Annotated in this window: 19 protein-coding genes and 4 tRNA genes; 16 read left to right on the plus strand and 7 right to left on the minus strand. The window is 64.4% G+C overall.

Going from position 1 to position 23,400, the window contains the following annotated elements; all coding sequences use genetic code 11:
• Positions 1-117 precede the first annotated feature (117 nt).
• From uvrC to QYH69_RS21160, 7 genes are all read left to right on the plus strand, one after another.
• The gene (gene uvrC / locus QYH69_RS21130; protein WP_308833744.1) at positions 118-2,430 is read left to right on the plus strand and encodes an excinuclease ABC subunit UvrC; all 2,313 of its coding nucleotides are present in this window, start codon (positions 118-120) and stop codon (positions 2,428-2,430) included.
• 117 nt (positions 2,431-2,547) lie between these two features.
• Positions 2,548-3,141, plus strand: a complete 594-nt coding sequence (gene pgsA / locus QYH69_RS21135) for a CDP-diacylglycerol--glycerol-3-phosphate 3-phosphatidyltransferase (protein WP_308833745.1) — start codon at positions 2,548-2,550, stop codon at positions 3,139-3,141.
• A gap of 237 nt (positions 3,142-3,378) precedes the next feature.
• Positions 3,379-3,454 (plus strand) — tRNA-Gly (locus tag QYH69_RS21140).
• 117 nt (positions 3,455-3,571) lie between these two features.
• A tRNA-Gly gene (locus QYH69_RS21145) sits at positions 3,572-3,647 on the plus strand.
• 173 nt (positions 3,648-3,820) lie between these two features.
• Positions 3,821-3,894, plus strand: a tRNA-Cys gene (locus tag QYH69_RS21150).
• Between the two features lie 112 nt (positions 3,895-4,006).
• A complete protein-coding gene (locus tag QYH69_RS21155) occupies positions 4,007-4,522 on the plus strand; it encodes a hypothetical protein (protein WP_308833746.1) in 516 nt (171 codons plus the stop codon).
• Positions 4,523-4,639: 117 nt separating this feature from the next.
• Entirely contained in the window at positions 4,640-5,134 is a 495-nt protein-coding gene (locus tag QYH69_RS21160) for a GNAT family N-acetyltransferase (protein ID WP_308833747.1), read from the plus strand.
• Between the two features lie 65 nt (positions 5,135-5,199).
• Here the strand turns inward: QYH69_RS21160 and QYH69_RS21165 are convergent, their stop codons facing one another.
• Entirely contained in the window at positions 5,200-5,613 is a 414-nt protein-coding gene (locus tag QYH69_RS21165; protein ID WP_308833814.1) for a copper chaperone PCu(A)C, read from the minus strand.
• Positions 5,614-5,754: 141 nt separating this feature from the next.
• On the minus strand, positions 5,755-6,336 hold the full coding sequence (locus QYH69_RS21170) for an SCO family protein (RefSeq protein WP_308833815.1): 582 nt from the start codon (positions 6,334-6,336) through the stop codon (positions 5,755-5,757).
• A 570-nt stretch (positions 6,337-6,906) separates the two neighbouring features.
• On the opposite strand from QYH69_RS21170, the gene otsB reads away from it, so the two are divergent.
• Both otsB and otsA read left to right on the plus strand, forming a co-directional pair.
• The gene (otsB, locus tag QYH69_RS21175; protein WP_308833748.1) at positions 6,907-7,662 is read left to right on the plus strand and encodes a trehalose-phosphatase; all 756 of its coding nucleotides are present in this window, start codon (positions 6,907-6,909) and stop codon (positions 7,660-7,662) included.
• A complete protein-coding gene (gene otsA, locus QYH69_RS21180; RefSeq protein ID WP_308833750.1) occupies positions 7,659-9,134 on the plus strand; it encodes an alpha,alpha-trehalose-phosphate synthase (UDP-forming) in 1,476 nt (491 codons plus the stop codon). Before otsB ends, otsA begins: the two co-directional genes overlap by 4 nt.
• A gap of 137 nt (positions 9,135-9,271) precedes the next feature.
• Here the strand turns inward: otsA and QYH69_RS21185 are convergent, their stop codons facing one another.
• Positions 9,272-11,110 carry an ABC transporter ATP-binding protein gene (locus tag QYH69_RS21185; RefSeq protein ID WP_308833751.1) on the minus strand — a complete coding sequence of 613 codons (1,839 nt, stop codon included), beginning with the start codon at positions 11,108-11,110 and terminating at the stop codon, positions 9,272-9,274.
• A 908-nt stretch (positions 11,111-12,018) separates the two neighbouring features.
• Between QYH69_RS21185 and QYH69_RS21190 the strand changes: the two genes are divergently transcribed.
• From QYH69_RS21190 to QYH69_RS21220, 7 genes are all read left to right on the plus strand, one after another.
• Positions 12,019-13,083 (plus strand): glycosyltransferase family 4 protein, encoded by a 1,065-nt coding sequence (locus QYH69_RS21190; protein WP_308833752.1) that lies wholly within the window; start codon positions 12,019-12,021, stop codon positions 13,081-13,083.
• Positions 13,084-13,417: 334 nt separating this feature from the next.
• On the plus strand, positions 13,418-14,473 hold the full coding sequence (locus tag QYH69_RS21195) for a hypothetical protein (protein WP_308833753.1): 1,056 nt from the start codon (positions 13,418-13,420) through the stop codon (positions 14,471-14,473).
• Between the two features lie 130 nt (positions 14,474-14,603).
• Complete coding sequence (locus QYH69_RS21200) at positions 14,604-15,080, plus strand: DUF2214 family protein (RefSeq protein ID WP_308833754.1); 477 nt, start codon at positions 14,604-14,606, stop codon at positions 15,078-15,080.
• 128 nt (positions 15,081-15,208) lie between these two features.
• The gene (locus QYH69_RS21205; protein WP_308833755.1) at positions 15,209-16,036 is read left to right on the plus strand and encodes an NAD(P)-dependent oxidoreductase; all 828 of its coding nucleotides are present in this window, start codon (positions 15,209-15,211) and stop codon (positions 16,034-16,036) included.
• Between the two features lie 164 nt (positions 16,037-16,200).
• Complete coding sequence (locus QYH69_RS21210; RefSeq protein WP_308833756.1) at positions 16,201-18,759, plus strand: penicillin acylase family protein; 2,559 nt, start codon at positions 16,201-16,203, stop codon at positions 18,757-18,759.
• Positions 18,760-19,106: 347 nt separating this feature from the next.
• The gene (locus tag QYH69_RS21215) at positions 19,107-19,955 is read left to right on the plus strand and encodes an oxidoreductase (RefSeq protein ID WP_308833757.1); all 849 of its coding nucleotides are present in this window, start codon (positions 19,107-19,109) and stop codon (positions 19,953-19,955) included.
• A 295-nt stretch (positions 19,956-20,250) separates the two neighbouring features.
• On the plus strand, positions 20,251-21,072 hold the full coding sequence (locus QYH69_RS21220) for a hypothetical protein (protein WP_308833758.1): 822 nt from the start codon (positions 20,251-20,253) through the stop codon (positions 21,070-21,072).
• A gap of 152 nt (positions 21,073-21,224) precedes the next feature.
• On the opposite strand, the gene QYH69_RS21225 is transcribed toward QYH69_RS21220, so the two are convergent.
• The 4 genes from QYH69_RS21225 to QYH69_RS21240 form a co-directional block, all read right to left on the minus strand.
• Positions 21,225-21,299: transfer RNA gene (locus QYH69_RS21225), tRNA-Val, on the minus strand.
• A 48-nt stretch (positions 21,300-21,347) separates the two neighbouring features.
• On the minus strand, positions 21,348-22,109 hold the full coding sequence (dnaQ, locus tag QYH69_RS21230; RefSeq protein ID WP_308833759.1) for a DNA polymerase III subunit epsilon: 762 nt from the start codon (positions 22,107-22,109) through the stop codon (positions 21,348-21,350).
• A gap of 21 nt (positions 22,110-22,130) precedes the next feature.
• Positions 22,131-22,577: a ribonuclease HI gene (rnhA, locus tag QYH69_RS21235; protein ID WP_075157715.1), complete on the minus strand. Its 447-nt coding sequence runs from the start codon at positions 22,575-22,577 to the stop codon at positions 22,131-22,133.
• Positions 22,567-23,388 carry a class I SAM-dependent methyltransferase gene (locus tag QYH69_RS21240; protein WP_308833760.1) on the minus strand — a complete coding sequence of 274 codons (822 nt, stop codon included), beginning with the start codon at positions 23,386-23,388 and terminating at the stop codon, positions 22,567-22,569. Before QYH69_RS21240 ends, rnhA begins: the two co-directional genes overlap by 11 nt.
• Between the last annotated feature and the right edge of the window lie 12 nt (positions 23,389-23,400).

Raw genomic sequence — 23,400 nt, forward strand, 5'->3', positions numbered from 1 at the left:
GCGGCGGACATGGCGGCGGGGCCCGTGAACCGCGCGGGCGCGACAGGATCGGAATGTTCTAAACTGGCGATTCTAAGTCCAATTACCGCCCGCGCGCGGCATACAGTCCGATCCGGCATGGCCCACTCCGACGCTTCCGCCACTCCAGAAGACTTCGAGCCGAAAAAAGTGCTCGCGCAATTGCCGCATCTGCCGGGCGTGTATCGCTATTACGATGCGAGCGGCGCGGTGCTGTACGTCGGCAAGGCGCGCGACCTGAAAAAGCGCGTGTCGAGCTATTTCACGAAGACGCTGCTGTCGCCGCGTATCGCGATGATGGTCACGCGCATCGCGCGCATCGAGACGACGGCGACGCGCTCCGAAGCCGAAGCGTTGCTGCTCGAGAACAATCTGATCAAGGCGCTTGCGCCGCGCTACAACATTCTGTTTCGCGACGACAAGTCGTATCCGTATCTGAAGCTGACTGGCCATCGGTTTCCGCGCATGGCGTACTACCGTGGCGCGGTGGACAAGAAGAATCAGTACTTCGGACCGTTCCCGAGCGCGTGGGCCGTGCGCGAGAGCATCCAGATCCTGCAGCGCGTGTTCCAGTTGCGCACCTGCGAAGACTCTGTGTTCAACAATCGCACGCGGCCGTGCCTTCTGCATCAGATTGGCCGCTGCACGGCGCCATGCGTCGGGGCGATCGGCGAGGAGGACTATGCGCGCGACGTATCGAATGCGTCGCGCTTTCTGCTCGGCCGCCAGTCGGAAGTGATGAGCGAGCTCGAGCAGAAGATGCATGCGTTCGCAGCCGAACTGAAGTTCGAACAGGCCGCCGCGGTGCGTAACCAGATGAGCTCGCTATCGACGGTGTTGCATCAGCAGGCGATCGAGGTCGGTGGCGACAACGACGTCGACATTCTCGCGGTCGTTGCGCTCGGCGGACGCGTCTGCGTCAACCTCGCGATGGTGCGCGGCGGCCGGCATCTCGGCGACAAGGCGTATTTCCCGGCGCATGTCGAGAGTGCGCTGGCGGTCGACGAAGGCGGGCTGGGCGACGACGATGCGGACGAGGTCGCGGCATTGACGATGACGGCGGACCTCGTCGCTGCCGAAGCCGGCCGCGACGCACTCGACGCGCTCGATGTGCTCGAAGCGCTTCGATCGGCAGAATCGGACGAAGATGGGTCGCAGGACGAAGCAAACGCGATCGATGCCGTCGATACGGATATTGCGGACGAAGCCGCGGCAAGCGATGCGAACGGGACGGACGAGACGGACGAGACAGACGAAACGGACGAGACGGACGAGACGGACGCTGCCGACGACGACATCACGCCCGTCACTGCAGCCGCCGCCGGCACATCGGCATCGACGACGCGCGCCCGCGCGAGCATGCCGGGTATCGAATCCGAAGTACTCGAAGCCTTCATCGCGCAGCACTATCTCGGCAACCGCATCCCTCCGGTGCTCGTCGTGAGCCACGCACCCGCGAACCGCGAACTCGTCGATCTGCTCACCGAACAGGCCGGCCACAAGGTCGCCGTGCTGCGCCAGCCGCAAGGCCAGAAGCGCGCGTGGCTCGCGATGGCCGAGCAGAACGCGCGCCTCGCGCTCGCGCGGCTGTTGTCCGAACAGGGCTCGCAGCAGGCGCGCACGCGCGCATTGGCCGACACACTGGGCCTCGAATTCGAAGACCTCGCGAAGCTGCGTATCGAATGCTTCGACATCAGCCATACGATGGGCGAGGCGACGCAGGCGTCATGTGTCGTTTATCACCATCACAAGATGCAGTCGTCCGAATACCGGCGCTACAACATCGCCGGCATCACGCCCGGCGACGACTACGCGGCGATGCGCCAGGTGCTGACGCGCCGGTACGAGAAGATGGTCGCGCAGGCCGCGGCGAATGCCGCCGACGAAGCCGTGACCCTGCAAACCGAAGCGGCCGCAGACCCGCTCGTCACGCCCGATGCGGCCGAGCCCGTCGCCGCGGGCGGCACGTTGCCGAATATCGTGCTGATCGACGGCGGCAAGGGGCAGGTCGAAATCGCGCGCCAGGTGTTCAACGAACTGGGGCTCGATCTCGGCATGCTGGTCGGCGTGGCGAAAGGCGAGGGGCGCAAGGTCGGCCTCGAAACGCTCGTATTCGCCGATGGCCGCACGGCGCTCGAGCTCGGCAAGGAAAGCGCGGCGCTGATGCTCGTCGCGCAGATCCGCGACGAGGCGCACCGCTTCGCGATCACCGGCATGCGCGCGAAACGCGCGAAGACGCGGCAGACATCGCGGCTCGAGGAGCTCGAAGGCGTCGGCGCGAAACGCCGTCAGCGCCTGCTCGCGCGCTTTGGCGGCCTGCGCGGCGTCGTCGCCGCGAGCGTCGAGGACCTCGCGAGCGTCGAAGGCATTTCGCGCGCGCTCGCCGAGCAGATTTACCGGCAACTGCATTGAGCCTGCCGGCGCGCCGGCGTGCGCCGGACTTCGCGTCGCCTGATGTTTGTTGGCTTGTAGCTGTCTCATTGAGACGGCACAATTGCAACTCCATTTTTCGGAAGCCTGTCGCTGCCCATGCCGTTCAATTTCCCGATCTTTCTGACGTGGCTGCGGATTGTGCTCATTCCACTTGTCGTGGGCGTGTTTTACCTGCCTAACACCATGATGAGTGCCGAGCACCGCAATCTGGCGGCAATGGTCATTTTCATTCTGGCGGCGCTGACCGACTGGTTCGACGGCTATCTCGCGCGCAAATGGAACCAGACGTCGGCATTCGGCGCGTTTCTGGATCCCGTCGCCGACAAGCTGATGGTCACGGCGGCGCTACTCATGCTCGTCCAGCTCGCGCGGCTCGACGCGGCGATCGCGCTCGTCATCGTCGGCCGCGAAATCGCGATCTCGGCGCTGCGCGAGTGGATGGCGCAGATCGGCGCATCGAAGAGCGTCGCGGTGAATTCGCTCGGCAAGTTCAAGACCGCGTGCCAGATGGTCGCGATTCCGATGCTGCTGCTTTATGCACCCGTGCCGTTTCCAGGCGGATTCGTGCTCGACACGCGCGTGTGGGGCGTGTGGCTCATTTATCTCGCCGCCGTGCTCACGATCTGGTCGATGCTTTATTACATGAAGCTCGCGTGGCCGCAGATTCGCGAGCGCGGCGGCGCGGTCTGAGGTGCGGTCTCGTCCGTGGCTTTGCATGTGCCTTTGCGAGCGGCCCGAAGCAATCTGAATGAGCCGTTTCGGGACGCGGTAAGGCTCGCAGCAGGCGCGCCGCAAAAAGGGTTGACACGTTTCAGTGCTTTATACATAATCTCGTCTCTCCGGTGCAGGCGGTTCTGAAATTGGATGCGCTGGAAGAGAAGCAAAATCAGGAAGCAAAATCAGGAAGCAAAAAGCAGCAGATGCAATGCGGGAGTAGCTCAGTTGGTAGAGCGCAACCTTGCCAAGGTTGAGGTCGCGAGTTCGAGACTCGTCTCCCGCTCCAGAATTCGAAGCGGCGTTCTGAAGGCAGAAATCGTGCGGCGCTTCAGGTGCTAAAACAGCAGCAGTGCAAAAGCAACACACTGCGAAGATGCTCGTTTGAGCGGTTTTGCAGGATCGCGCGGGAGTAGCTCAGTTGGTAGAGCGCAACCTTGCCAAGGTTGAGGTCGCGAGTTCGAGACTCGTCTCCCGCTCCAGCAATAAAGGGAAGCAAGCAGGGGAAGCGAAGCTTCCCTTTTTGTTTGGTGCTTTTTTGTTCAGAGCAGTTGTTCTGCAGGCCGGTGGGCCAATCACATCATCTGCGGACCGTTGCATGTGCATCATGCATGTGCGAATTGACTAACGTGTCCAGGTTCCGCAGTCCGCTTACGGCGCGATAGCAAAGCGGTTATGCAGCGGCCTGCAAAGCCGTGTAGGCCGGTTCGACTCCGGCTCGCGCCTCCAGAAAAGAAAAGCCCTGATCCAGAATGAACTGGTCAGGGCTTTGCTTTTTTCGCCGTGGCCGCCTTCGTTCGACCCCTTGTTCCGCTCGACTGTCTCGCGCACGATTGTCATCGTGCCATTCGCGTCACCGTATCCGGCAAGAAACGAAATGCGCTTCCTGCGATATCTGAGCCTGCTGATTGCCGCGCTAGCGGTGCTCGCGCCCGCCGCTCACGTACTCGAGATGCCGAACAAGTTCGCGCTCGACGCACCGCTATGGCTCGCGGTGCAACAGCATCTGTATCGCGGCTGGGGACCGTTGGTGGGCGCGCCGACTGAAATCATGGGTCTGCTGATCAATACTGCGCTCGCGTGTGCGAGATCGGCCGGACGCGAGCAGAGACGCGCTGCGGCGCTCGCTGCGTGTGCGTATGCGGGCATGCTCGGGGTGTTCTGGATATTCAATGCGCCCGTCAATGCCGCAGTCGCAACGTGGACGCCCGCGACGTTGCCGCTCGATTGGCCGTCCTATCGATTGCGCTGGGAAACCGGCCATGCAAGTGCCGCAGTCCTGTCCGTCGTCGCGCTCGTCGCCGTGTTCTACGGTTATGTGAGCGCGCGTGGTCATGGCTTTGACGAACGCCGGTAGATCGCGCGTCGATACCGGCACATACCGCGGGCGGGTGCTCGATCACAACGCGGCGTCGCCACGGCATAATCCCCGATTCCGCGAGCCCTTTGCCACATGCCTTTTTCGATGACAACCATGTCCGATCCGCAACAACCCGCTACAAAGCCGGCGCCGACATTCGACTGGCGCTGGAAAGCCTTCGACGATCTGACCAACGTCGAGGTCTACGAGATGCTCGCCGCGCGCAGCGCGGTTTTCGTCATGGAGCAGAACTGTCTTTATGGTGATATCGACGGACTCGATCGCGACGCGTGGCATCTGCTCGCGTACGGTTCCGATGCAACGGGCGCGAGGCTCGCCGGCTATTTGCGCGTGCTATTGCCAGACGCTGACGAAGCGGATATCCGCATCGGCCGCGTGTTGACCACGGCCGATTTTCGCGGCGTCGGCCTGGGCAAGGCGATGCTTGAACGTACGTTGGGCCATATCGATGCGCAGTGGCCGGGCACGCCGATCCGTCTGCATGCGCAGGCGCATTTGCAGGCGTTTTACGGCGCGTATGGTTTCGAGCCGGTCTCGGACGTCCACGAGGAAGACGGCATCCCGCACGTCTGGATGCGTTCGGCCTGACAGCACCCGATGCGGCGCGCGACGCATGAAGATCGTCGCGCGCGATGGGCTATCCGGCGTAGACGTCAGTTAGTCTGCGCCGGAGATTTGACGGGAAACGCGGTATCGACGGTCTCGCCGTCCGAAAAATGCAGCTTCAGATGCACGGTGTCGCCGGGCGCGATCTTGTGCTTCGCATCTTCGAGCATCACGTGATATCCGCCCGGCGAGATTTGCGCTTCGCCATGCGGCGGCACGGTCAGCTTGTCGACCATCACCATTTTCTGCGTCGAGCCGTTCGACACCGTTTGATGCAGCATCGCGCTGCCATAGTCGGCGCTCGAGATATCGACGAGGTCGATCGGCTTGTCGCTATTGTTCGCGAGTGTCACGTAACCGGCGGCGGGCAGGTTGTTCGGCAGCCAGCGGACCCACGCGTTCTTCACCGCGATCGACTGCGCGGCGCCGGCCGCATAAGCGGGTGTGCCGGCGGCGAACATCAGCGCGAGCGACAGTGCGACGGTTTGCGTCAGCTTCGGCGCGAAGTTAATGCGATGCATCGAAGAGGTCAGTGGTCTCATATTTGTTGATCGTCGTGAGAACAGGAACAGAAACGGGAACGGTATACGCCACGCAATGCATCACGAGCGCGCCTCGATGATACGGCGCAGATCCTGTGCGATCTGATCAGGCGTGTCCTGATCCGTGGCGAGCAGCCGCGCATGGCCTTGCGCATCGAAAATATAGACGGCCGAACTGTGCGTGACTTCGTAATTGCCGTTCGGGTCGCGCTTTTCCATCTGATACGCGACGCGATAGCGTTGTGCGAGCGATTCGATTTGCGCGTCGCTGCCGGTCAGGCCGCGTGCATGCTGCGCATCGAACGCACCGACATAGTCGTGCAGCGCTTGCGGCGTATCGCGGGCCGGGTCGACGGTCACGAACAGAATGCGCACCTGTTGCGCGTCGGGGCCGAGCTTGTCGAGCACTTGCATCAAACGGGCCATTGTTTCCGGGCACACGTCGGGGCAATGCGTGTATCCGAAGTAGACGAGCGTCGTCAGACCTTTGAACGAGTCGCCGGTGACCGGCTTGCCGTCGTCGCCGGTCAGCGAGAACTGGAGGTCGGGCAAATGGCCGGTCACGTCGGTCAGATGCCATGGCGTTTCGTCGTGCGAGCAGGCCGTGAGCGCGCCTGTCATGCACAGCGCGACCGTTAGCATGGCGAGGCTATGAGCAGGCATACGCCATGCGCGCATCGAGCGCGCTATGCGCACCATGCGCACCGCACACAAGCGGGCGATCATGGAACGGGTGAACGAAGATCCGGGGAACAAAGGCGTTATCACCGACTCGATTGAAGGACGGACGCGAAGGACAGACGTCGGAACCGCAGCAAGCACTGCAGCAAAAGCGTAGCAAAAGGCGCGAGCCGGCCCAACATGTTCGACAGCTCCGTTCAAAACGGAATCGACGACAATCCGGCAACAATGCGGTTTGCGGCGGAGGCAGAAACTGTAGCGCATTTTCCGAAGCCGCGTCACGCGCGTACCGCCCGACGCGGCCTGCGAGGCAATATGACGCGGCAGCTGAAAGCCGTATGAAGTCGGATTGTTCCGTTTTTGAGCGAAATTCACATGTGTCCGCTTATAGTTCGCCTACGACGCATCGGACAAATTGCGGCGGCGTCTCGCCGAGTCCAAGCGCCTCGATTAATCGACCGATGCGCGGTAAGATGCGCGTTCTTTTCCGGCTGAAAGCAGCCGAAAGCTGCTGAAAGGCAAGACATATCGATGCAAGCACCTCCCGTAGCCTTCGCCCCCACCGAATACGCGTTCTTCTTCGACTTCGACGGCACGCTCGTCGAACTCGCGCCGACGCCGGACGGCGTGCTCGTGCCGCCCGACGTACCGGCCCTGCTGACTGAACTGCGCACGTTGACCAACGGTGCGGTCGCGGTCGTGTCGGGCCGCGGCATCGGCAGCATCGACGGCTTCCTGAGCCTGCCGGACCTGCCGATCGCCGGTTTGCATGGCGCCGAGCGGCGCGATGCGAACGGCGACACGCAGCGCATCGGCTTTAACGACGACCGGCTGCTGCGCATGGAGCAGGTGCTCGCCGATGTGGTCAATAACAATCCCGGCATGCTGCTCGAGATCAAGGGCGCATCGCTCGCGCTTCACTACCGTAACGCGCCGGACCGCGAGCCGGTTGCGCGCGCGGCGACCGCGCGGCTCGTTGCCGATTATCCCGGCGCATACGTGCTGCAACCGGGCAAGATGGTCTACGAGATCAAGCCGAAGGACGTCGACAAGGGCCGCGCGTTGCGCGCGTTTCTCGACGAGCCGCCGTTCGCGGGCCGTAAGCCCGTGTTCGCCGGCGACGATCTGACCGACGAAAAGGGCTTCGCGGTCGTCAACGAAACGGGCGGCGTTTCGATCAAGGTCGGTGGCGGCGATACGATCGCGCGCACGCGCCTCGATTCGGTCAGCGCGCTGCACCAGTGGCTCGCCGCGATCGTGGCGACGGCGCGCGGCGGCGCGTCATGAGCCGTCTCATCATCGTTTCGAACCGCGTCGCGCCGATTTCCGAAGGTGGCCCTGCGGCAGGCGGCCTCGCGGTCGGCGTCTACGATGCGCTCAAGGAAACCGGCGGCATGTGGTTCGGCTGGAGCGGCGACGTGCTCGCCGCCGGGCAGCCGCAAATCAGGCTCGAAGAGCGCGGCCCGGTGACGTTCGCGACGATCGGCCTCGCGCGGCGCGATTACGATCAGTATTACCGCGGCTTTTCGAACGCCACGCTATGGCCCGCGTTTCACTACCGCGCCGATCTGCTGCAGTACGACCGGCACGATTTCGAAGGCTATTGCCGCGTGAACGCGTGGCTCGCACAACAGCTCGTGCCGCTGTTGCGCGCCGACGACGTGATCTGGGTGCACGACTATCATCTGATTCCGTTTGCGCAGGCGCTGCGCTCGGCGGGCGTGACGAACCGCATCGGTTTCTTTCTGCATATTCCGTTTCCCGCGTCGCAAGTGCTGCTCGCCGTGCCGCCGCATCGCGCGCTCGTCGAGGCGCTGTGCTCGTTCGATCTGCTCGGGTTCCAGACCGCACCTGACTTGCGTTCGTTCTGCGATTACATCGTCAACGAAGCGGGCGGCAGCATCGATGCGCGCCCCGCCGCCGCGGCCGAACCGCTGCGGATACACGCGTTCGGTCGCACGTTGCGCGCGGCCGCGTATCCGATCGGCGTCTATCCGGACGAGATCGCCGAACTCGCGAAAGCGGGCGAGCGCGGCAAGCCGGTGCGCACGATGAAAGCGACGCTGCACAAGCGCAAGCTGATCATGAGCGTCGACCGGCTCGATTATTCGAAGGGACTCGTCGAGCGCTTCCGCGCGTTCGAGCGGCTGCTCGACCAGACGCCCGCGCAGCGCAACAACGTGTCATTCCTGCAGATCGCGCCGCCGACGCGCGCCGACATGCACGCGTATCAGGAAATCCGGCTGCAGCTCGAAAGCGAGTCGGGCCGCATCAACGGCCGCTTCGCGGAGCTCGACTGGACGCCGATTCTCTATATCCACCGGCAGTACGAGCGTTCGGTGCTCGCGGCGCTGTTCCGCACGGCGCACGTCGGCTATGTGACGCCGCTGCGCGACGGCATGAACCTCGTCGCAAAGGAATATGTGTCCGCTCAGGATCCGGAAGATCCGGGCGTGCTCGTGTTGTCGCGCTTCGCGGGCGCCGCGCAGGAATTGACCGGCGCGCTGATCGTGAACCCCGTCGATATCGACGATATGGCCGATGCGCTCGCCGCGGCGCTGGCGATGCCGCTTGCCGAGCGGCAGGCGCGGCATCGGGACATGATGACGCAGTTGCGCGAGAACAATGTGTCGGTGTGGCGCGACAACTTCATGCGCGACCTGCAGCGTGCCGAGCCGTTGCCGCATCTCTCGCATCTCACGGATGGCGATGAGACGCCGCATCGAATCGACGGCGAGCGCGCGGACGTGACGGGCTGAGTCGCGAGCGCGCGAGCAGACGGGCGTGGCCGTACGCGGCCCGAAGCGACGACGAACGACCACAAACGACCACAAACGAAAATGCCGCTTCGAACACAAGGTTCGAAGCGGCATTTTTTTCGGGCTGCGCGCGGCGATCAGGCCACGTGCTGCTCGTCGACCTTCTTGCTGCCGCCGACATGCAGCGTCGTCGTCTTGCCGTACTGTTTCGCGAGCAGGTCGCGATAGAGGCCCGGACGATTGCGCAGCTCTTCGGGGCTGCCGTCGTCGATGACCTTGCCCGCGCTCATCACGATGATCCGGTCGAAGTTGTGCAGCGTCGACAGGCGGTGCGCGATCGCGATGACCGTGCGGCCGACCATCAGCCGGTCGAGTGCCTTCTGGATCGCTTCTTCCGACGCGCTGTCGAGTGCCGAGGTCGCTTCGTCGAGCAGCAGGATCGGCGAGTCTTTCAGAATCGCGCGCGCTATCGCGATGCGCTGGCGCTGACCGCCGGAAAGCTTCACGCCGCGGTCGCCGACGATCGTGTCGAAACCTTCCGGCATTGCTTCGATAAAGTCCGTGCAGCGCGCGTCGCGCGCCGCCGCGAGCACTTCCTCGCGCGATGCCTCGGGCCGGCCGTACGCGATGTTTTCGTAAATCGTCCGATGCAGCAGCGAAATATCCTGCGGCACGAGCGCGATCGCATGGCGCAGGCTGTCCTGCGTAATTGCGCCGATATCCTGGCCGTCGATCCTGATCTTGCCGCCCTGCGGTTCGTAGAAACGCTGCAGCAGCGCGAGCACGGTCGATTTGCCCGCGCCGGACTTGCCGATCAGGCCGACACGCTGGCCCGGCTCGATGTTCAGATCGAAGTGATCGAGAATCGGCCGGCGTTTCGGATAGGCGAACGTGACCTGCTCGAACGTGACGCGGCCGCCTTGCGGCACGAGTTCGGCCGCATCGTTGTGGTCCGGCATGCCGTGCGGCTCGAGCAGCGTCTTGACCGCTTCGGCAAGACGCGCCACGTGCTGCGTGACGTCGACGAGCGCCACCGCGAGGTCGCGCGTGCCGTGCAGGATCGTGAAGCCGAGCGAACTGACGAGCACGATGTCGCCGGAGGTCGCTCGGCCCTGGTCCCAGAGCCACAGCGCCCAGCCGAGCAGCCCCGCGGACAGCAGCGCGGTGATCACCGCGTGCAGCAGGCGCAGCCGCTCGAGATAGAGCAGGCTATTGCGTCGTGCGTCCATTTCGGCCTTGACGGTCGAGCCGAAGCGCTTCTGCTCGCGAAAGGTCATGCCGAATGCGCGCACCAGCGACATATTGCTGATCACGTCGACGAGCTCGCCGTCGACGGCCGCAGCGCGCGCGGCGAACGCCTGGTGACGCGCGGAGCCGCGGCCGGCGAGCTTGTACAGCACGATGGCGAGAATCGCCGAACAGGTAAGCAGCGCGGCGGCCATGAGCGGATTCACTGCGATGATCATGACGATCGCGCCCATCACCGCGATGCATGGCGGCAGCACGTTCCACGCGGTGGTGTTCTCGGCGGTGTACACGGCGTTCGACGTCGCGGTGATGCGGCTCGCGAGCGTGCCGGGCTGCTTCTCGGCGTAATAGGTTGGCGAGTGACCGCTCAGATACTGAAACAGGTCGCGGCGCAGATCGCCGGTGACGACCACGAACGTGTGGGCGGCGAACCAGCCGCCGACGCGCCAGAGCAGGTTATCGGCGGCAATCAGGCCCACGAGGATCGCGAACGCGCCCCACAGCGGGCCCGGATGGTGGCGCCCCTGGCTCAGGACGTCGATCAGATGTTTGATCGCGTACTGCGACGCAAGCGCGCAGCCGACCGCGGCGAACACGCTTGCCAGCACCACCGAGTGTGCAAACGGATGGCGGCGGATGAAGCGAAACAGGAACGCAAGCGGCCGCTCCGCATAGCTCGCAAGCTTTGCGTTGTGGGCATTACGCTGGGCAATGGTGAGATGTTCCAATTGGGCGGGCTGTCGATTGAAGTCGGGTTAGGTCATCGGTCACGGGTAGCCTCGTAACACAGCGTAGGTTCCGCATTGTAAACATGCAAAAGCGAATTAGGCCCACGGAAAGACGAAATCCGGACACGTCACACGCGATTCATTTTGAGATGTCACGCGCACAACGTCGGTTCGCGCAACCCACTACCGGTGCAGGCGAGCGAGCGAATCGCGGTCTTTCGGGATACAATTACAGTTTGCATTCAATGCCGTCTGCCGGGCGGTCGTGATGCGGCGCGTTATACGCGCCGGCGCAACCTCCGCGGAAGCCCTCTGACCGGGCATGCAACCAAAGCATTTCGAAGCAGCATCGAAGCACAAACGGGGCCTACGGCGGCGCCTGCCGCGATTCAAGACGGTCCGCAACGTTGAACCCGGACCCGGCTCGGGCGCGAAGCCCGGATCGTACAACGGGGGTGCGACCGGGTTGCGAGTGCAATCCAAAAGTGGGACGGAAACCGCATCGAAATCGCACGTCCGGGGGGACGCGCAGCTACAGGCTCCCAATGTAGAACTGTCTTAGAAAACAAGGGTTTGCAAAGTGTTTCCCCTTTGTAACAACGTAAAGTCTTTGAAATGTACGTGCTGTTCGGCGCGCTTGGCATCGATAATGCGTGCTCGGTCAGCCCAGGATGGCTGACATTTGTCAACGGTTGCGCTTCCTGTGCGTTTACGGCGAGGCGGCGGGCGGCAGTGGCTGGCTCCGGCGTCCCTATCAGGCGATCCATCGCAGGATTTCTCGAAGAAGCAGGTGCGGGTCCGCGTCAGTCGCGGCAGTGCAACCTTGGCGAGCATGCGAGTCGCTTTTACAAACTGCAGTTACTTAGCCTGATCACTTAGCCTGATCTTTTACGAGGAGTTTCTCCACCATGCGAATCGCTCAAATTGCTCCGTTGCATGAGGCGGTTCCGCCGAAGCTGTACGGCGGCACGGAACGGGTCGTGTCCTACCTGACGGAAGCGCTGGTCGAGCAGGGCCATGACGTGACGCTGTTCGCAAGCGGCGATTCGCAAACCTCCGCGAAGCTTGAAGCGTTCTGGCCGCAGGCGCTGCGTCTCGATCCGACGATTCGCGACGTGATGGCTCCTCACATGCTGCTGCTCGAAGAAGTGCGCCGTCGCGCGGACGAATTCGACGTGCTGCATTTTCACATCGACTACTACCCGTTTTCGCTGTTCGCGCGCCAGCCGGTGCCGTTCCTGACGACCATGCACGGCCGTCTCGATCTGCCCGAACTGCAGCCGATCTTCAACACGTTCAACGACGTGCCGGTCGTGTCGATTTCGGACAACCAGCGCCAGCCGCTGCAGCAGGCGAACTGGCTGCAGACGGTCTACCACGGCCTGCCGGAGAACGTCCTTACGCCGATCCCGAATGTCGAGCCGGGCTACCTCGCGTTCCTCGGCCGCGTCTCGCCGGAGAAGGGCCTCGACCGTGCGATCCGCATCGCCGGCCAGGCTGGCATGAAGCTCAAGGTGGCCGCCAAGATCGACAAGGCCGACCGCGCCTATTACGAAGAAGTGATCAAGCCGCTGATGGCGCTCCCGCACGTCGAGTACATCGGCGAAATCGGCGAAGCCGAAAAGCGTGAATTCCTCGGCAACGCGCATGCCCTCGTGTTCCCGATCGACTGGCCGGAGCCCTTCGGTCTGGTCATGATCGAAGCGATGGCATGCGGCACGCCGGTCATCGCGTTCAAGCGCGGCTCGGTGCCGGAAGTGATCGAAAACGGCGTGTCCGGTTTCGTCGTCGAAGACGAAATCAGCGCGGTCGCCGCGATCAAGCGCCTGTCGCAACTGCCGCGCGCCGCGGTGCGCAAGGCGTTTGAAGCGCGCTTCACGTCGCAGGTGATGGCGCGTAACTACGTGGCAACGTACGAGGAACTTCTGCGCCAGAAGCGCCGCACGGTGTTGCGCGAAGTCAACGCGAGCTAGAGGCGCGAACCGGCCGCGCACCGCCGCCGCGACGGCGGCGGGTTGCGCCGGCACGACCCATCGACGCCCCGCGTGTGCATTGCACGCGGGGCGTTGTCGCATCTGGCTGCGGCGACGGCACCCGGCATGCAACAGGGCGGAATCCGGACCAGCGTGCAGACGTGCGCGGCGCGCGCCACGGTCGGCCTGGATCGCTGCGCCGGGTTGTGTTCCCGATGCGCCGTGCATTGAAAACAGCGCCCTGCACGCGCGCGGGTGAGCACGACGTCCAATATCCCTATAATGGCCGTGCCGCAAAATCGGTGGACTGCCGCACAGACAAGAGGAGAGGGCTTTGGCGAGAACGAAACAGACGCGGGCGAACGCCGCGCCGGGCGCCGGCACGATCTTCGCGCTGCGTGCGATCGGTCTCGTGATTCTCGCGCGATGGCTGTTCTCGATGTCCGATATGGACGTGCTGACCGCGCTGTCCGCGATGGCTTCGTCGCCGTGGGCCTGCATCAATCTCGTCTTTTTGTTTCTGCTGATCTTCCTGCCGGGCGCGCGCGCCCGCGCCGAGCGCCCGTTCCATCCGCTGCCGCAATGGCTGCGGCAGGCGCTGCGGCTTTTTGCGTTTCTCGGATTTCTGTTTGCTGTCTGGTCGGTCGGCGCATTCGCGTGGACCTCGGGCTGGCGGCGCGCGGCTCATGCGGTCGCGGCGACCAACGGCTGGCTGCTCGCCGCGCCGGCGCTCTACGCGGCCGTGCTGTGGATCTGCCGGCCGCGCGCATTGTGGCGCACGAACATCGGCGCACGCCGCTTTGCGATAGGCCGCTACGCGATTTCAATCGATAACCTGACACGCACCACCATTGTGTGGATGGAAAGCCGCAAGGTCGGACAGTACGATGCGCGCGAGCTTTCGGTGCGCTGGCCAGGGACGACGGCCGGCGGCGGCAGTCGCGGGTTCGCGCAGCGCGAGGTGCGGGGCAGCGTCGTATCGGGCAGTGCCGCGCCCGATGCCGCGCAGCCGCATGCTGCCGTTGCGTCGGATGCGCACATGGCGGCGCACGGCGCGTCGCCTGCATCTGGCCCTGATCCATCGCGGCAAGGCGCGGAATCCGGGTTGGCTTCCACGGGCGCAGATGCACCGGATGCCGCCTCGTCAGCTGGCGCGGACACTTCACCGCCGCCGGCCACGGCCGCCACCGCGACTGGCGGCGCGGCTGCCTTGCGGCCGCGGCGCGCCGGTCTTGCGGGCTGGCTGCGCCGGCCGAAGATCGAATTGATGTGGGACTCGCCGGCGGCCGCCGGACATAACCGTCAGACGGTTTTTCGTGCGCCGCTCGTCTCGGAAGGCGATCGCGCTGCTGCGCGCGCGCTCGATGCGAGTCTGCGGCAGGCCGGATAGGCGGAATCAGCGAGCGGCCGTCGATCAATCGCCGCGGCTGAACAAGACAAGCGAGAAATGCGTCAACCGCGACAACGCGACAACGGCGTGAAAGAACTGCGAAAAGACTCGAAATCATAGAGACACCCGTATGGAGACGCCCTTACTGATCCGCTGGTTGCTGGCCACGCTCCATCTGCTGGGCTATGGCCTTGCGCTGACCGCGATCATTGCGCGCACACGGGCGCTCAGCCGCTGCACGTCGGAACACAGCTTGCCCAGCGTGTTTCTCGCCGACAACGTCTGGGGCCTGTCCGCGCTGCTGATGATCGTCACGGGCTCGTTGCGTGCGTTCGGCGGCTTCGAGAAAGGCGCGTCGTTCTATCTGCAGGAACCGCTGTTCGAGGTGAAGATGGGCGCGCTCGTGCTGATCCTGCTGCTCGAAATCGCCCCGATGATCGCGCTGATCCGCTGGCGCATCGCCCTCAGGAAAGGCGTGCCGCCGCTGCTCGGTCGCGTGCATCAGTTCGCGGCGATCGGCTCGGTGCAGACCGCGTTGCTCGTCGTGATGGTGTTCGCTGCGACCGGCATGACGCGCGGCGTCGGCGTGGCCGGCACCGACTGGTAGTCGACTCCCGGCCGCAGCGCGAAGCGTTCCTCGCGACTCGTCATGGTTCCGACGCGCCGCGATGCGACACGTACCCGTCGTCCGTTTCGATTTCGGCTTTTTCAACATCAGATCTGGAACAACACGCCATGACTGACCCACAAGCGCGGATCTCGAGCGCGCGCAAGCCCTTTCATCGTCTTCTGTTGACCGGCGCGGCCGGCAATCTCGGCGTGCAATTGCGCGGCGCGCTCGGTGCATGGGCCGACGTCGTGCGCGTGTCGGACATCGCGCCGCTCAGCGCGGCGGCCAGCGCCGATCTTGCCGATCGCGCGGCCGTCGATGCGCTGCTCGAAGGCGTCGACGCGATCGTTCATCTCGGCGGCATCTCGATCGATGCGCCGTTCGACGATCTGCTCGAAGCGAACATCCGCGGCGTCTACAACCTGTACGCGGCAGCCGTGAAGCACGGCGTGAAGCGCGTCGTGTATGCGAGTTCGAACCATGTCGTGGGTTTTCATCCGGTCACGTCGGTCGTCGACGTCGATGCGCCGCTACGGCCGGATAGCCTGTACGGCGTGACCAAATGTTTCGGTGAAGCGCTGTCCCGCTATTACTTCGATCGCTTCGGTATCGAGACCGTGTGTCTGCGCATCGGCTCCTCGTTCGACGCGCCGAAGAACCGCCGCATGATGGTCACGTTCCTGAGCTTCCGCGATTTCATCGAGCTGGTCCGCTGTTCGCTGTTTACGAATCGCGTCGGTCACGCGATCGTCTATGGCGTATCGGATAACCCGACGAAGTGGGTCGACAATACGAAGGCGTCGTTCCTCGGTTTTCGTCCGCAGGATAGTTCGGAGCAGTTCGCCCATCTGTTCGAAGCGGTCGCGCCGAACGCGGATTTCGACGATATTGCGCAACGCTTTCAGGGCGGCCCGTTTGCGGCGGCGGCGCCGCTCGAACGCGACGCTTCGTAAGGGCACGCACGCCGCGGGGACGAGGCGGGCGGCCTGCTTCGCACCGGTTCGCGCGCTTGCCTTGCTCGCGTATCGTCTTCACACGGTCATGCTATGGTCGCACGTCGTCCGGCCGGTCCTGCCGCCGCTGCAACAAGCGTTGAACAACGATCGCGTGATCCGCAATGACCCGTTCAAGTCTTTTCCCGCAGAGGCGGCGCCGCGCGTGGCCGCTCGTTCTGTTGTGCGTCATCGTCGTCTTGCTGGCGACCGTCGTGCTGGCCGGCTGGCTGATGCTGCGCGCGAGCCTGCCGCAACTCGACGGCACGCATGATGCGCCGCTGTCGGCGCCGGTCACGATCGGTCGCGACGCGCTCGGCGTACCGACGGTACAGGGGCGCACACGCGTCGACGTCGCGTACGCGACGGGCTTTATCCACGCGCAAGACCGTTTCTTTCAGATGGACCTGCTGCGCCGGGTCGCCGCCGGAGAATTGAGCGCGCTGATCGGGCCGCCCGCGTTGCCGATCGACCGGCGCGACCGTCCATTGCGGTTTCGCGAACATGCGCAGGCGGCGCTTGCCGCGTTGCCCGCCGCCGACCGGCAACTGCTCGAACGCTATGCGGCCGGCGTCAACGACGGACTGCGCTCGCTGCGCGCGCGGCCGTTCGAGTATTGGGTGTTGCGCGCGCAACCCGTGGCGTGGCGCCCTGAGGACACGCTGCTCGTCGTCTACGCGATGTACTTCGATCTTCAATACGATCAGGTGACGCGCGTGCTGTCGCGCGCCGCGCTGCGCGAGCATGCGAACGGCGATCTGCTTGCGTTCCTGTTGCCGGCGACGAGCCACTGGGACGCACCGCTCGATAGCCCGAACCCGGCTGCGCCGAACACCGTGTCTCCCGCCTTGCCCGCAGAGCCGACGCAGCCCGCGCTGCCATCCGTGCCGGACGCGAGGCCGCCGTGGCTGCACGCCGTGCAATCCGCCTCCGGCAGCGAACCGGAGATAACCGGGCTCCTCACCGGCGTGCCGGGCTTCTCGCACGGTCCGGCGGGCTCCCTCAACTCGATGGTCGGCAGCAACGGCTTTGCCGTCGACGGTGCGCATAGCGCGCACGGCGGTGCGCTCGTCGCAGGCGATATGCACCTTGGCCTGTCGCTGCCGAATATCTGGTATCGCATGTCGCTCGTCTATCCGGCGCCCGACGGCGGCACGCGCCGTATTACCGGCGTCACGCTGCCGGGCGCGCCGCTGATCGTAGCGGGCAGCAACGGTCATATCGCGTGGGCGTTCACGAACAGCTACGGCCGTTTCGTCGATCTGGTCGAACTGCAGCGCGATCCGGCCGACCCGCTGCGCTATCGCGTGCCGGGCGGCGCATGGGAGAAGGCGCAGGTCATTCACGAGCGTCTCGACGTAAAGGGTGGCGCGAGCGTCGATCTGCCGGTCGTGCAGACGCGCTGGGGGCCGCAACTCGTCGTCGGCGCGCATGCCTATGCGCTGCGCTGGGTTGCGCAGGATCCGCAGGCGGTCAATACGAATCTCGTGCGTCTCGAAGACATCACGACCGTCGCCGATGCGTTGCATACGGCGCAGACGTTCGGCCTGCCGACGCAAAACTTCACGGTCGCCGACGCGCAAGGCCATATCGGCTGGACACTCGCCGGCCCCGTGCCGCGCTTTTCCGATGCGGACGTGAGCGCGGCGGCGTCTTCCGCGAACGCGGGCGCCGCGCCGTTGAGCCTACCGTACTCGTCCGCGACCTACGTCGGCTGGCAAGGCTATCTGCCGCCGGGCGCTTACCCGATGCGAATCGATCCGCCGGCGGGCCGCATCTGGACTGCGAACAACCGGCTGCTGCCGCTTCCCGAACTGGCCCGCATCGGCGACGCCGGCACCGATCTCGGCGCGCGCGCGACGCAGATCCGCGATGATCTGCTCGCGCTGCCGCATGCGACCGAGCGCGACATGCTGTCGGTGCAGACGGACGACCGCGCGTTCTGGATCGGGTTCTGGCGCCGGGTCGCGCTCGATGCGCTCGATGCGCGCGCGATTTCGGGTCACCCGCAGCGCGCGGAGTTTCGACGGCTCGTCGAAACCTGGGACGGCCGCGCCGATACGGGCGCGGTCGGCTATCGGCTCGTGCGTGCGTTCTACTTCTCGCTGTACGACGCCTGGTTCGGCCCGCTCGACAAGCAGATGAACAAGCTCGCGCCTCAGCTCGGTTATCGCGCGGCGAACTCGCGTTATGAGGCGACGATGGAGATGCTGGCCGATCGTCGCGCCTGGATACCCGACGGCTTCGCGGACTGGCGCGCGTTCATGCTCGAGCGCATCGACCGCTCGATCGCACAGCTGCCGCCGGGCACGAAACTCGAAGATGCGCGCTGGGGCGATCGCAACCGCTCGACGATCGCGCATCCGTTCGCGCGGCTGCTGCCGGCGTGGCTGCCGTGGGCGCGCGCGTGGCTCAGCACGCCGCGCGATCCGCTGCCGGGCGACATCAATATGCCGCGCGTGCAGGGGCCGGCGTTCGGTGCCTCGGAGCGTTTTGCGGTGTCGCCGGGGCACGAAGAGGACGGCATCTTCGAAATGCCGGGCGGCGAGTCGGGCAATCCGATGTCGCCATATTTCATCGCCGGTCACGAAACGTGGGTGCACGGCGACGTGGCGCCGTTTCTGCCGGGTGCGGCAGTTCATACGCTGACGCTCGAGTCGAACGCGTCGGCCGGCGCGCGATAAGGCAACGGCGGGCCACGTGGCCGCTTCGGGCTCATCGCCGCGAGTCAATCGTTGCGAGGAGGGCCATCCCTTCTTTGCGGACGACTGCGTTGAACACAGCGTACGAGACGCGTGTTTTCTCGCGGATAGCTTGCGCATTCGCACGTCAGCGCACCGGGCGAATCAGATAAATGTCGTGCGGGCGAAGAAGGCGTGTGAAGGGCGAGGCGGCACGATCGAGCCTGTGCGCGGCGGGACGGATAGACGGAGAAGGATGTCTTCGCCCGCGCGCTGATCACGCGCCGGCATGACGCGCCCGACGGCATCGGCCGTGGCTGCGCGTCGGCGCCTCCACGGACCTCGACATCATGATTCGAACGAATACCGCGAGAACGTTTTTTATCACTGGCGTAAGTTCGGGCTTCGGGCGCGCCTTGTCCGAAGCCGCGCTTGCGGCCGGCCATCGTGTCGTCGGCACGTTGCGCGACGAGAGCCAGCGCGCCGCGTTCGATGAACTGAAGCCCGGTTGCTCGTTCGGCCGCCTGCTCGATGTGACCGATATACCGGCGATCGCACCGCTCGTCGACGAAGTGGAGCGCAATGTCGGCGCGATCGACGTGCTCGTCAATAACGCCGGTTACGGCTATGAAGGGACGATCGAGGAATCGCCCGTCGACGAATTGCGCAAGCAGATGGAAGTGCATGTGATCGCGCCCGTCGCGATCGCTCAGGCGGTGTTGCCCTATATGCGCGAGCGGCGTAAGGGGCATATCGTCAATATCACGTCGATGTGCGGCATCGTCACGTTTCCGGGGCTTGGCTTTTACCACGGCAGCAAGTTCGCGATCGAAGGAATCACCGAGACGCTGTGCAAGGAGGTGAGGCCGTTCGGCATTCGCGTAACCGCGGTCGAACCCGGCAGTTTTCGCACGCGCTGGGCCAGCAAGTCGATGGTGCGCGCGGCGCGCACGATTACCGACTACGACGAGATGTTCGAGCCGCTGCGCGCGGGTCGCATGCGGCGCGATGGTCATCAGATCGGCGACCCGGCGAAGGCCGCGCAAGCGATTCTTGCGGTCGTCGATGCACCGAATGCGCCGACGCATCTGCTGCTGGGCACCGACGCGCTCGGCTTCGTGCGAAGCAAGTTCGCCGATGTCGAATTCCAGATCAAGGCGTGGGAGAAGGTCACGGTGTCGACCGATTTCGACGAATGAAACGCTTGATTGAAACGCGTGATCGGGCACGCGAGGGTATGCGTTGCCGGATAGTTGGACAGTTCGTCCTGGCGGTGACGCGCAGGAATATCGCTGGATCGCGAGGTGTTCTGTAGGTTATCGACACCGCCGCAGTGTCCCGTCAATCTGAGCCGGCAAGCGACACGATGTATACGGTACGTGGGCCGGCGCTTGAGGCCGATGCGGTGGTGGACCATGGCGAACGCTTAGCGACCTTCCCGCGGATGTCACTGTGGGTGTTACGGCGTTCGTTCTATCTCAAGGAGGCTTTCACATGAGATGGTCCGACCTCGCGGATACGGTTGCGCGCCACGCGCCGTTGATCGGCTCGGCACTTCGTTCACCTGATGCAAATGCGGGACCGGTGCACGCGATCGTTGCGTCGATCACCGGAACCGCCATCGACGACCCGGCCGCGGCAGCGGCTGCAATCGCGGCCGATTCCACGGTGCTCGACAGACTGCGCATTGCCGAAGCGCAAAGCCGCGCGGCGCTCGTTGCTTATGTGCTGCGTACGGGAGGCGGCGCGGCCGCCGCACCGGCGTTCAATGCGACGCGAGGCGCGCAGCCCGGCTTCTGGAAAAACCTTGGCTTGATGCGCTACGCCGCGCACCTGCGCAGCAACGATCGGTTGCGCAGCAAGTACTTCTTCATGCGTCCATTGCTGACGGCAGCCGTGGTGATCGCGACGATCATCGTCGTGTTTCTCGTGCTGCTCGGCTTTGCTGATCGTGCGTTGCACGATCCGTCGATTGCCGCGACCGCGGGCTGCGTGCTGATGTACTTCATGAGCGAGGCGCGTCTCGTGACCTCGTACTGGTTCGGTGCGACGCACGAGTCGAGAGACGCCAATGCGCTGGCGCGGCTGCTCGAAATGGGCGAGCGTCGCGAGCGGCTTGAACGTATCGACGGCATCGAAGGCGTGGAAGGCGTGGAGGGTTTTGAGGGCCGCGAAGTGGTCGCGCGTGAAGTCGAAGATTTCGTCGATGAGCGAGAAGTGGAAGAGACGCTGCTCGAGCGTTCCGGGCGCGGCGAGTTGCCGCCCACGGAGCGGACGGCGGCGGAGCTATTCGAGTTGAGGACGCCGCGCGTTTGAGAGGATGACGGAGCGCGCCGTGGCGCACTGGCGGCGATAGAAGCGGCAACAAAAGCGGCAACAAAAGCACAAAGCGGCAACCTGAAAGCAAAAGGCCCCCGGCAACTGCCTGAGGGCCTTTTTTCGCTTTTTACGCGGCTTCCCGCGAATTCTGGTGGGTAGTACTGGGATCGAACCAGTGACCCCTGCCGTGTGAAGGCAGTGCTCTACCGCTGAGCTAACCACCCGAAGAGCTGTGCATTATGTCAGAGCTTCACGACCCCGTAAAGGAATTTTTAAGCGCTTTGCGCGTCCGCATTCGCTTCGATGGCGGCGTCCACAGGCGGCGCCGGTTCGATGCGCCATACGCTCACACCCTTGAGCGCCTTGTCGAGATCGTTCAGTACCGCTTCGTGCGCGGCGAGTTCTTCATCGGTGGCCGCGAGCACGGGCAACTCGAGCGCCTCGAGCACGACACCGGGCGCCAGCGTCGCGCCTGCCGCCGCCGTATCGCCGATCATGTCGATGACGAGGCTTTCCTGGCCGCGCGTCATCGCAAGGTAGACCTCGGCGAGCAACTCCGAGTCGAGCAGTGCGCCGTGCAGCGTGCGGTGCGCATTGCTGATGCCGAAGCGGTCGCATAGCGCGTCGAGCGAATTGCGCTTGCCGGGGAACATCGTCTTCGCCTGCACGAGCGTATCGATGATGGCGGTACCGCAATGGTCGCAAAAGCCCGGCAGCCCGAGCAGCGAAAACTCGGCATCGAGAAACGCGATGTCGAACGGCGCGTTGTGGATGATCAGCTCGGCGCCTTTGACGAAGTCGATGATCGCATCGGCCACCTCCGCGAACTTCGGCTTGTCGCTCAAAAATTCGGTCGTGAGACCGTGCACCGCAAGCGCACCGGGATCGCTGTCGCGCTCGGGATTGACGTAGAAGTGCAGGTTGTTGCCGGTGAGCCGCCGGTTCAGCAGTTCGACGCAGCCGATTTCGATGATGCGGTCGCCGCTCTTCGCATTGAGGCCCGTCGTTTCGGTATCGAGGATGATCTGGCGCATGTCGGAATAGGCGTTGGTTCTTCAGAGGTCGGCAAGCGCGGCCACGCCGCGATTGGCCAGCGCATCGGCGCGTTCGTTTTCCGGATGCCCCGCGTGCCCCTTGACCCAGCGCCATTCGATCTGATGCTGCGCGACGAGCGCATCGAGCCGCTGCCAGAGTTCGACGTTCTTCACGGGCGTCTTGCCCGCGGTCATCCAGTTCTTCTTTTTCCAGCCGTGAATCCACTCGCTGATGCCTTTTTGCACGTATTGCGAGTCGGTATGCACGATTGCCTTGCACGGGCGCTTCAAGGCTTCGAGCGCGGCGATCACGGCCATCAGCTCCATGCGGTTGTTCGTCGTATTCGCTTCGCCGCCGAACAGTTCCTTTTCGTGCTCGCCGAAGCGCAGAATGGCGCCCCAGCCGCCGGGACCCGGATTGCCCTTGCAGGCGCCGTCGGTGAAGATTTCGATCAGATCAGACGTCATGAGTATTGTTGCGTGTATTGGGCGTGGCCGCGGGCGCGAGGCCGGCGGCGAGCACGGGTTTCTTGACCTTGACCGGGCCGACGAGGCGCATGGCGCGCACGCGCTTGATCGCCGTCACCATGTATGCGGCGCCGAAAATCGGCCACCACCGGTCGCCTGCGGCTTCCATGAACGCGTAGCGGTTGAGCCACACGTCGCTGACGAGGGGCGGACGATAGCAGCCGAAGCGCCCGCGATCAAGATCGAAGCCTAACAGCTTGATCCAGTCCTTGAGGCGCGTGAAGGCAATCAGGTCGTGCGCGGCGGGCACGAAAGGACGCCCCGTCATCTTGCCGACCGACTGCCGTGCGCCCCACAGCGACAACGAGTTGAAGCCGAGAATGATTAGCCGGCCTTCCGGCATCAGCACGCGTTCGGCTTCGCGCAGCAGCCGGTGCGGATCGCTCGTGAATTCGAGCGTGTGCGGCATCACGATCAGATCGACGCTTTGCGCTTCGAACGGCAGATCGAGCAGGTCGCACCATATGGTGCTGCGCGAGGGCGGCGAGTGGCGGCCCGGCAAGCCGCCCGCCTGGGCGTCGGGCAGGACGTACGGCGCGCTCGAGCCGCTTGCCGCATCGAGCACGAGAGCGCGGCCCGGCATGCGGTTTTCGCGCAGCGCATCGAGTTGCGGCAGGCCGAGCTGCAGCGCGTGAAAGCCGAACACGTCCGACACGACCCGGTCGAGCTGCGCCTGCTCCCACTGCAGCACGTAGCGGCCGGGCGGCGAATCCGTCCAGGCGGGCCAGTCTATAATCGATCGGTCAGACATGTTAGAGATGCG

Origin of the sequence: Paraburkholderia sp. SARCC-3016, assembly GCF_031119615.1 — a bacterium.
Classification (GTDB): domain Bacteria; phylum Pseudomonadota; class Gammaproteobacteria; order Burkholderiales; family Burkholderiaceae; genus Paraburkholderia.

Bases quoted from the DNA above. Each gene is read 5' to 3' on its own strand.
- uvrC (WP_308833744.1), top strand. From the start codon at position 118: ATGGCCCACTCCGACGCTTCCGCCACTCCAGAAGACTTCGAGCCGAAA.
- pgsA (WP_308833745.1), top strand. From the start codon at position 2,548: ATGCCGTTCAATTTCCCGATCTTTCTGACGTGGCTGCGGATTGTGCTC.
- QYH69_RS21160 (WP_308833747.1), top strand. From the start codon at position 4,640: ATGTCCGATCCGCAACAACCCGCTACAAAGCCGGCGCCGACATTCGAC.
- QYH69_RS21165 (WP_308833814.1), bottom strand. From the start codon at position 5,613: ATGTTCGCCGCCGGCACACCCGCTTATGCGGCCGGCGCCGCGCAGTCG.
- QYH69_RS21170 (WP_308833815.1), bottom strand. From the start codon at position 6,336: ATGCTAACGGTCGCGCTGTGCATGACAGGCGCGCTCACGGCCTGCTCG.
- otsB (WP_308833748.1), top strand. From the start codon at position 6,907: ATGCAAGCACCTCCCGTAGCCTTCGCCCCCACCGAATACGCGTTCTTC.
- otsA (WP_308833750.1), top strand. From the start codon at position 7,659: ATGAGCCGTCTCATCATCGTTTCGAACCGCGTCGCGCCGATTTCCGAA.
- QYH69_RS21190 (WP_308833752.1), top strand. From the start codon at position 12,019: ATGCGAATCGCTCAAATTGCTCCGTTGCATGAGGCGGTTCCGCCGAAG.
- QYH69_RS21200 (WP_308833754.1), top strand. From the start codon at position 14,604: ATGGAGACGCCCTTACTGATCCGCTGGTTGCTGGCCACGCTCCATCTG.
- QYH69_RS21205 (WP_308833755.1), top strand. From the start codon at position 15,209: ATGACTGACCCACAAGCGCGGATCTCGAGCGCGCGCAAGCCCTTTCAT.
- QYH69_RS21210 (WP_308833756.1), top strand. From the start codon at position 16,201: ATGACCCGTTCAAGTCTTTTCCCGCAGAGGCGGCGCCGCGCGTGGCCG.
- QYH69_RS21215 (WP_308833757.1), top strand. From the start codon at position 19,107: ATGATTCGAACGAATACCGCGAGAACGTTTTTTATCACTGGCGTAAGT.
- QYH69_RS21220 (WP_308833758.1), top strand. From the start codon at position 20,251: ATGAGATGGTCCGACCTCGCGGATACGGTTGCGCGCCACGCGCCGTTG.
- dnaQ (WP_308833759.1), bottom strand. From the start codon at position 22,109: ATGCGCCAGATCATCCTCGATACCGAAACGACGGGCCTCAATGCGAAG.
- rnhA (WP_075157715.1), bottom strand. From the start codon at position 22,577: ATGACGTCTGATCTGATCGAAATCTTCACCGACGGCGCCTGCAAGGGC.
- QYH69_RS21240 (WP_308833760.1), bottom strand. From the start codon at position 23,388: ATGTCTGACCGATCGATTATAGACTGGCCCGCCTGGACGGATTCGCCG.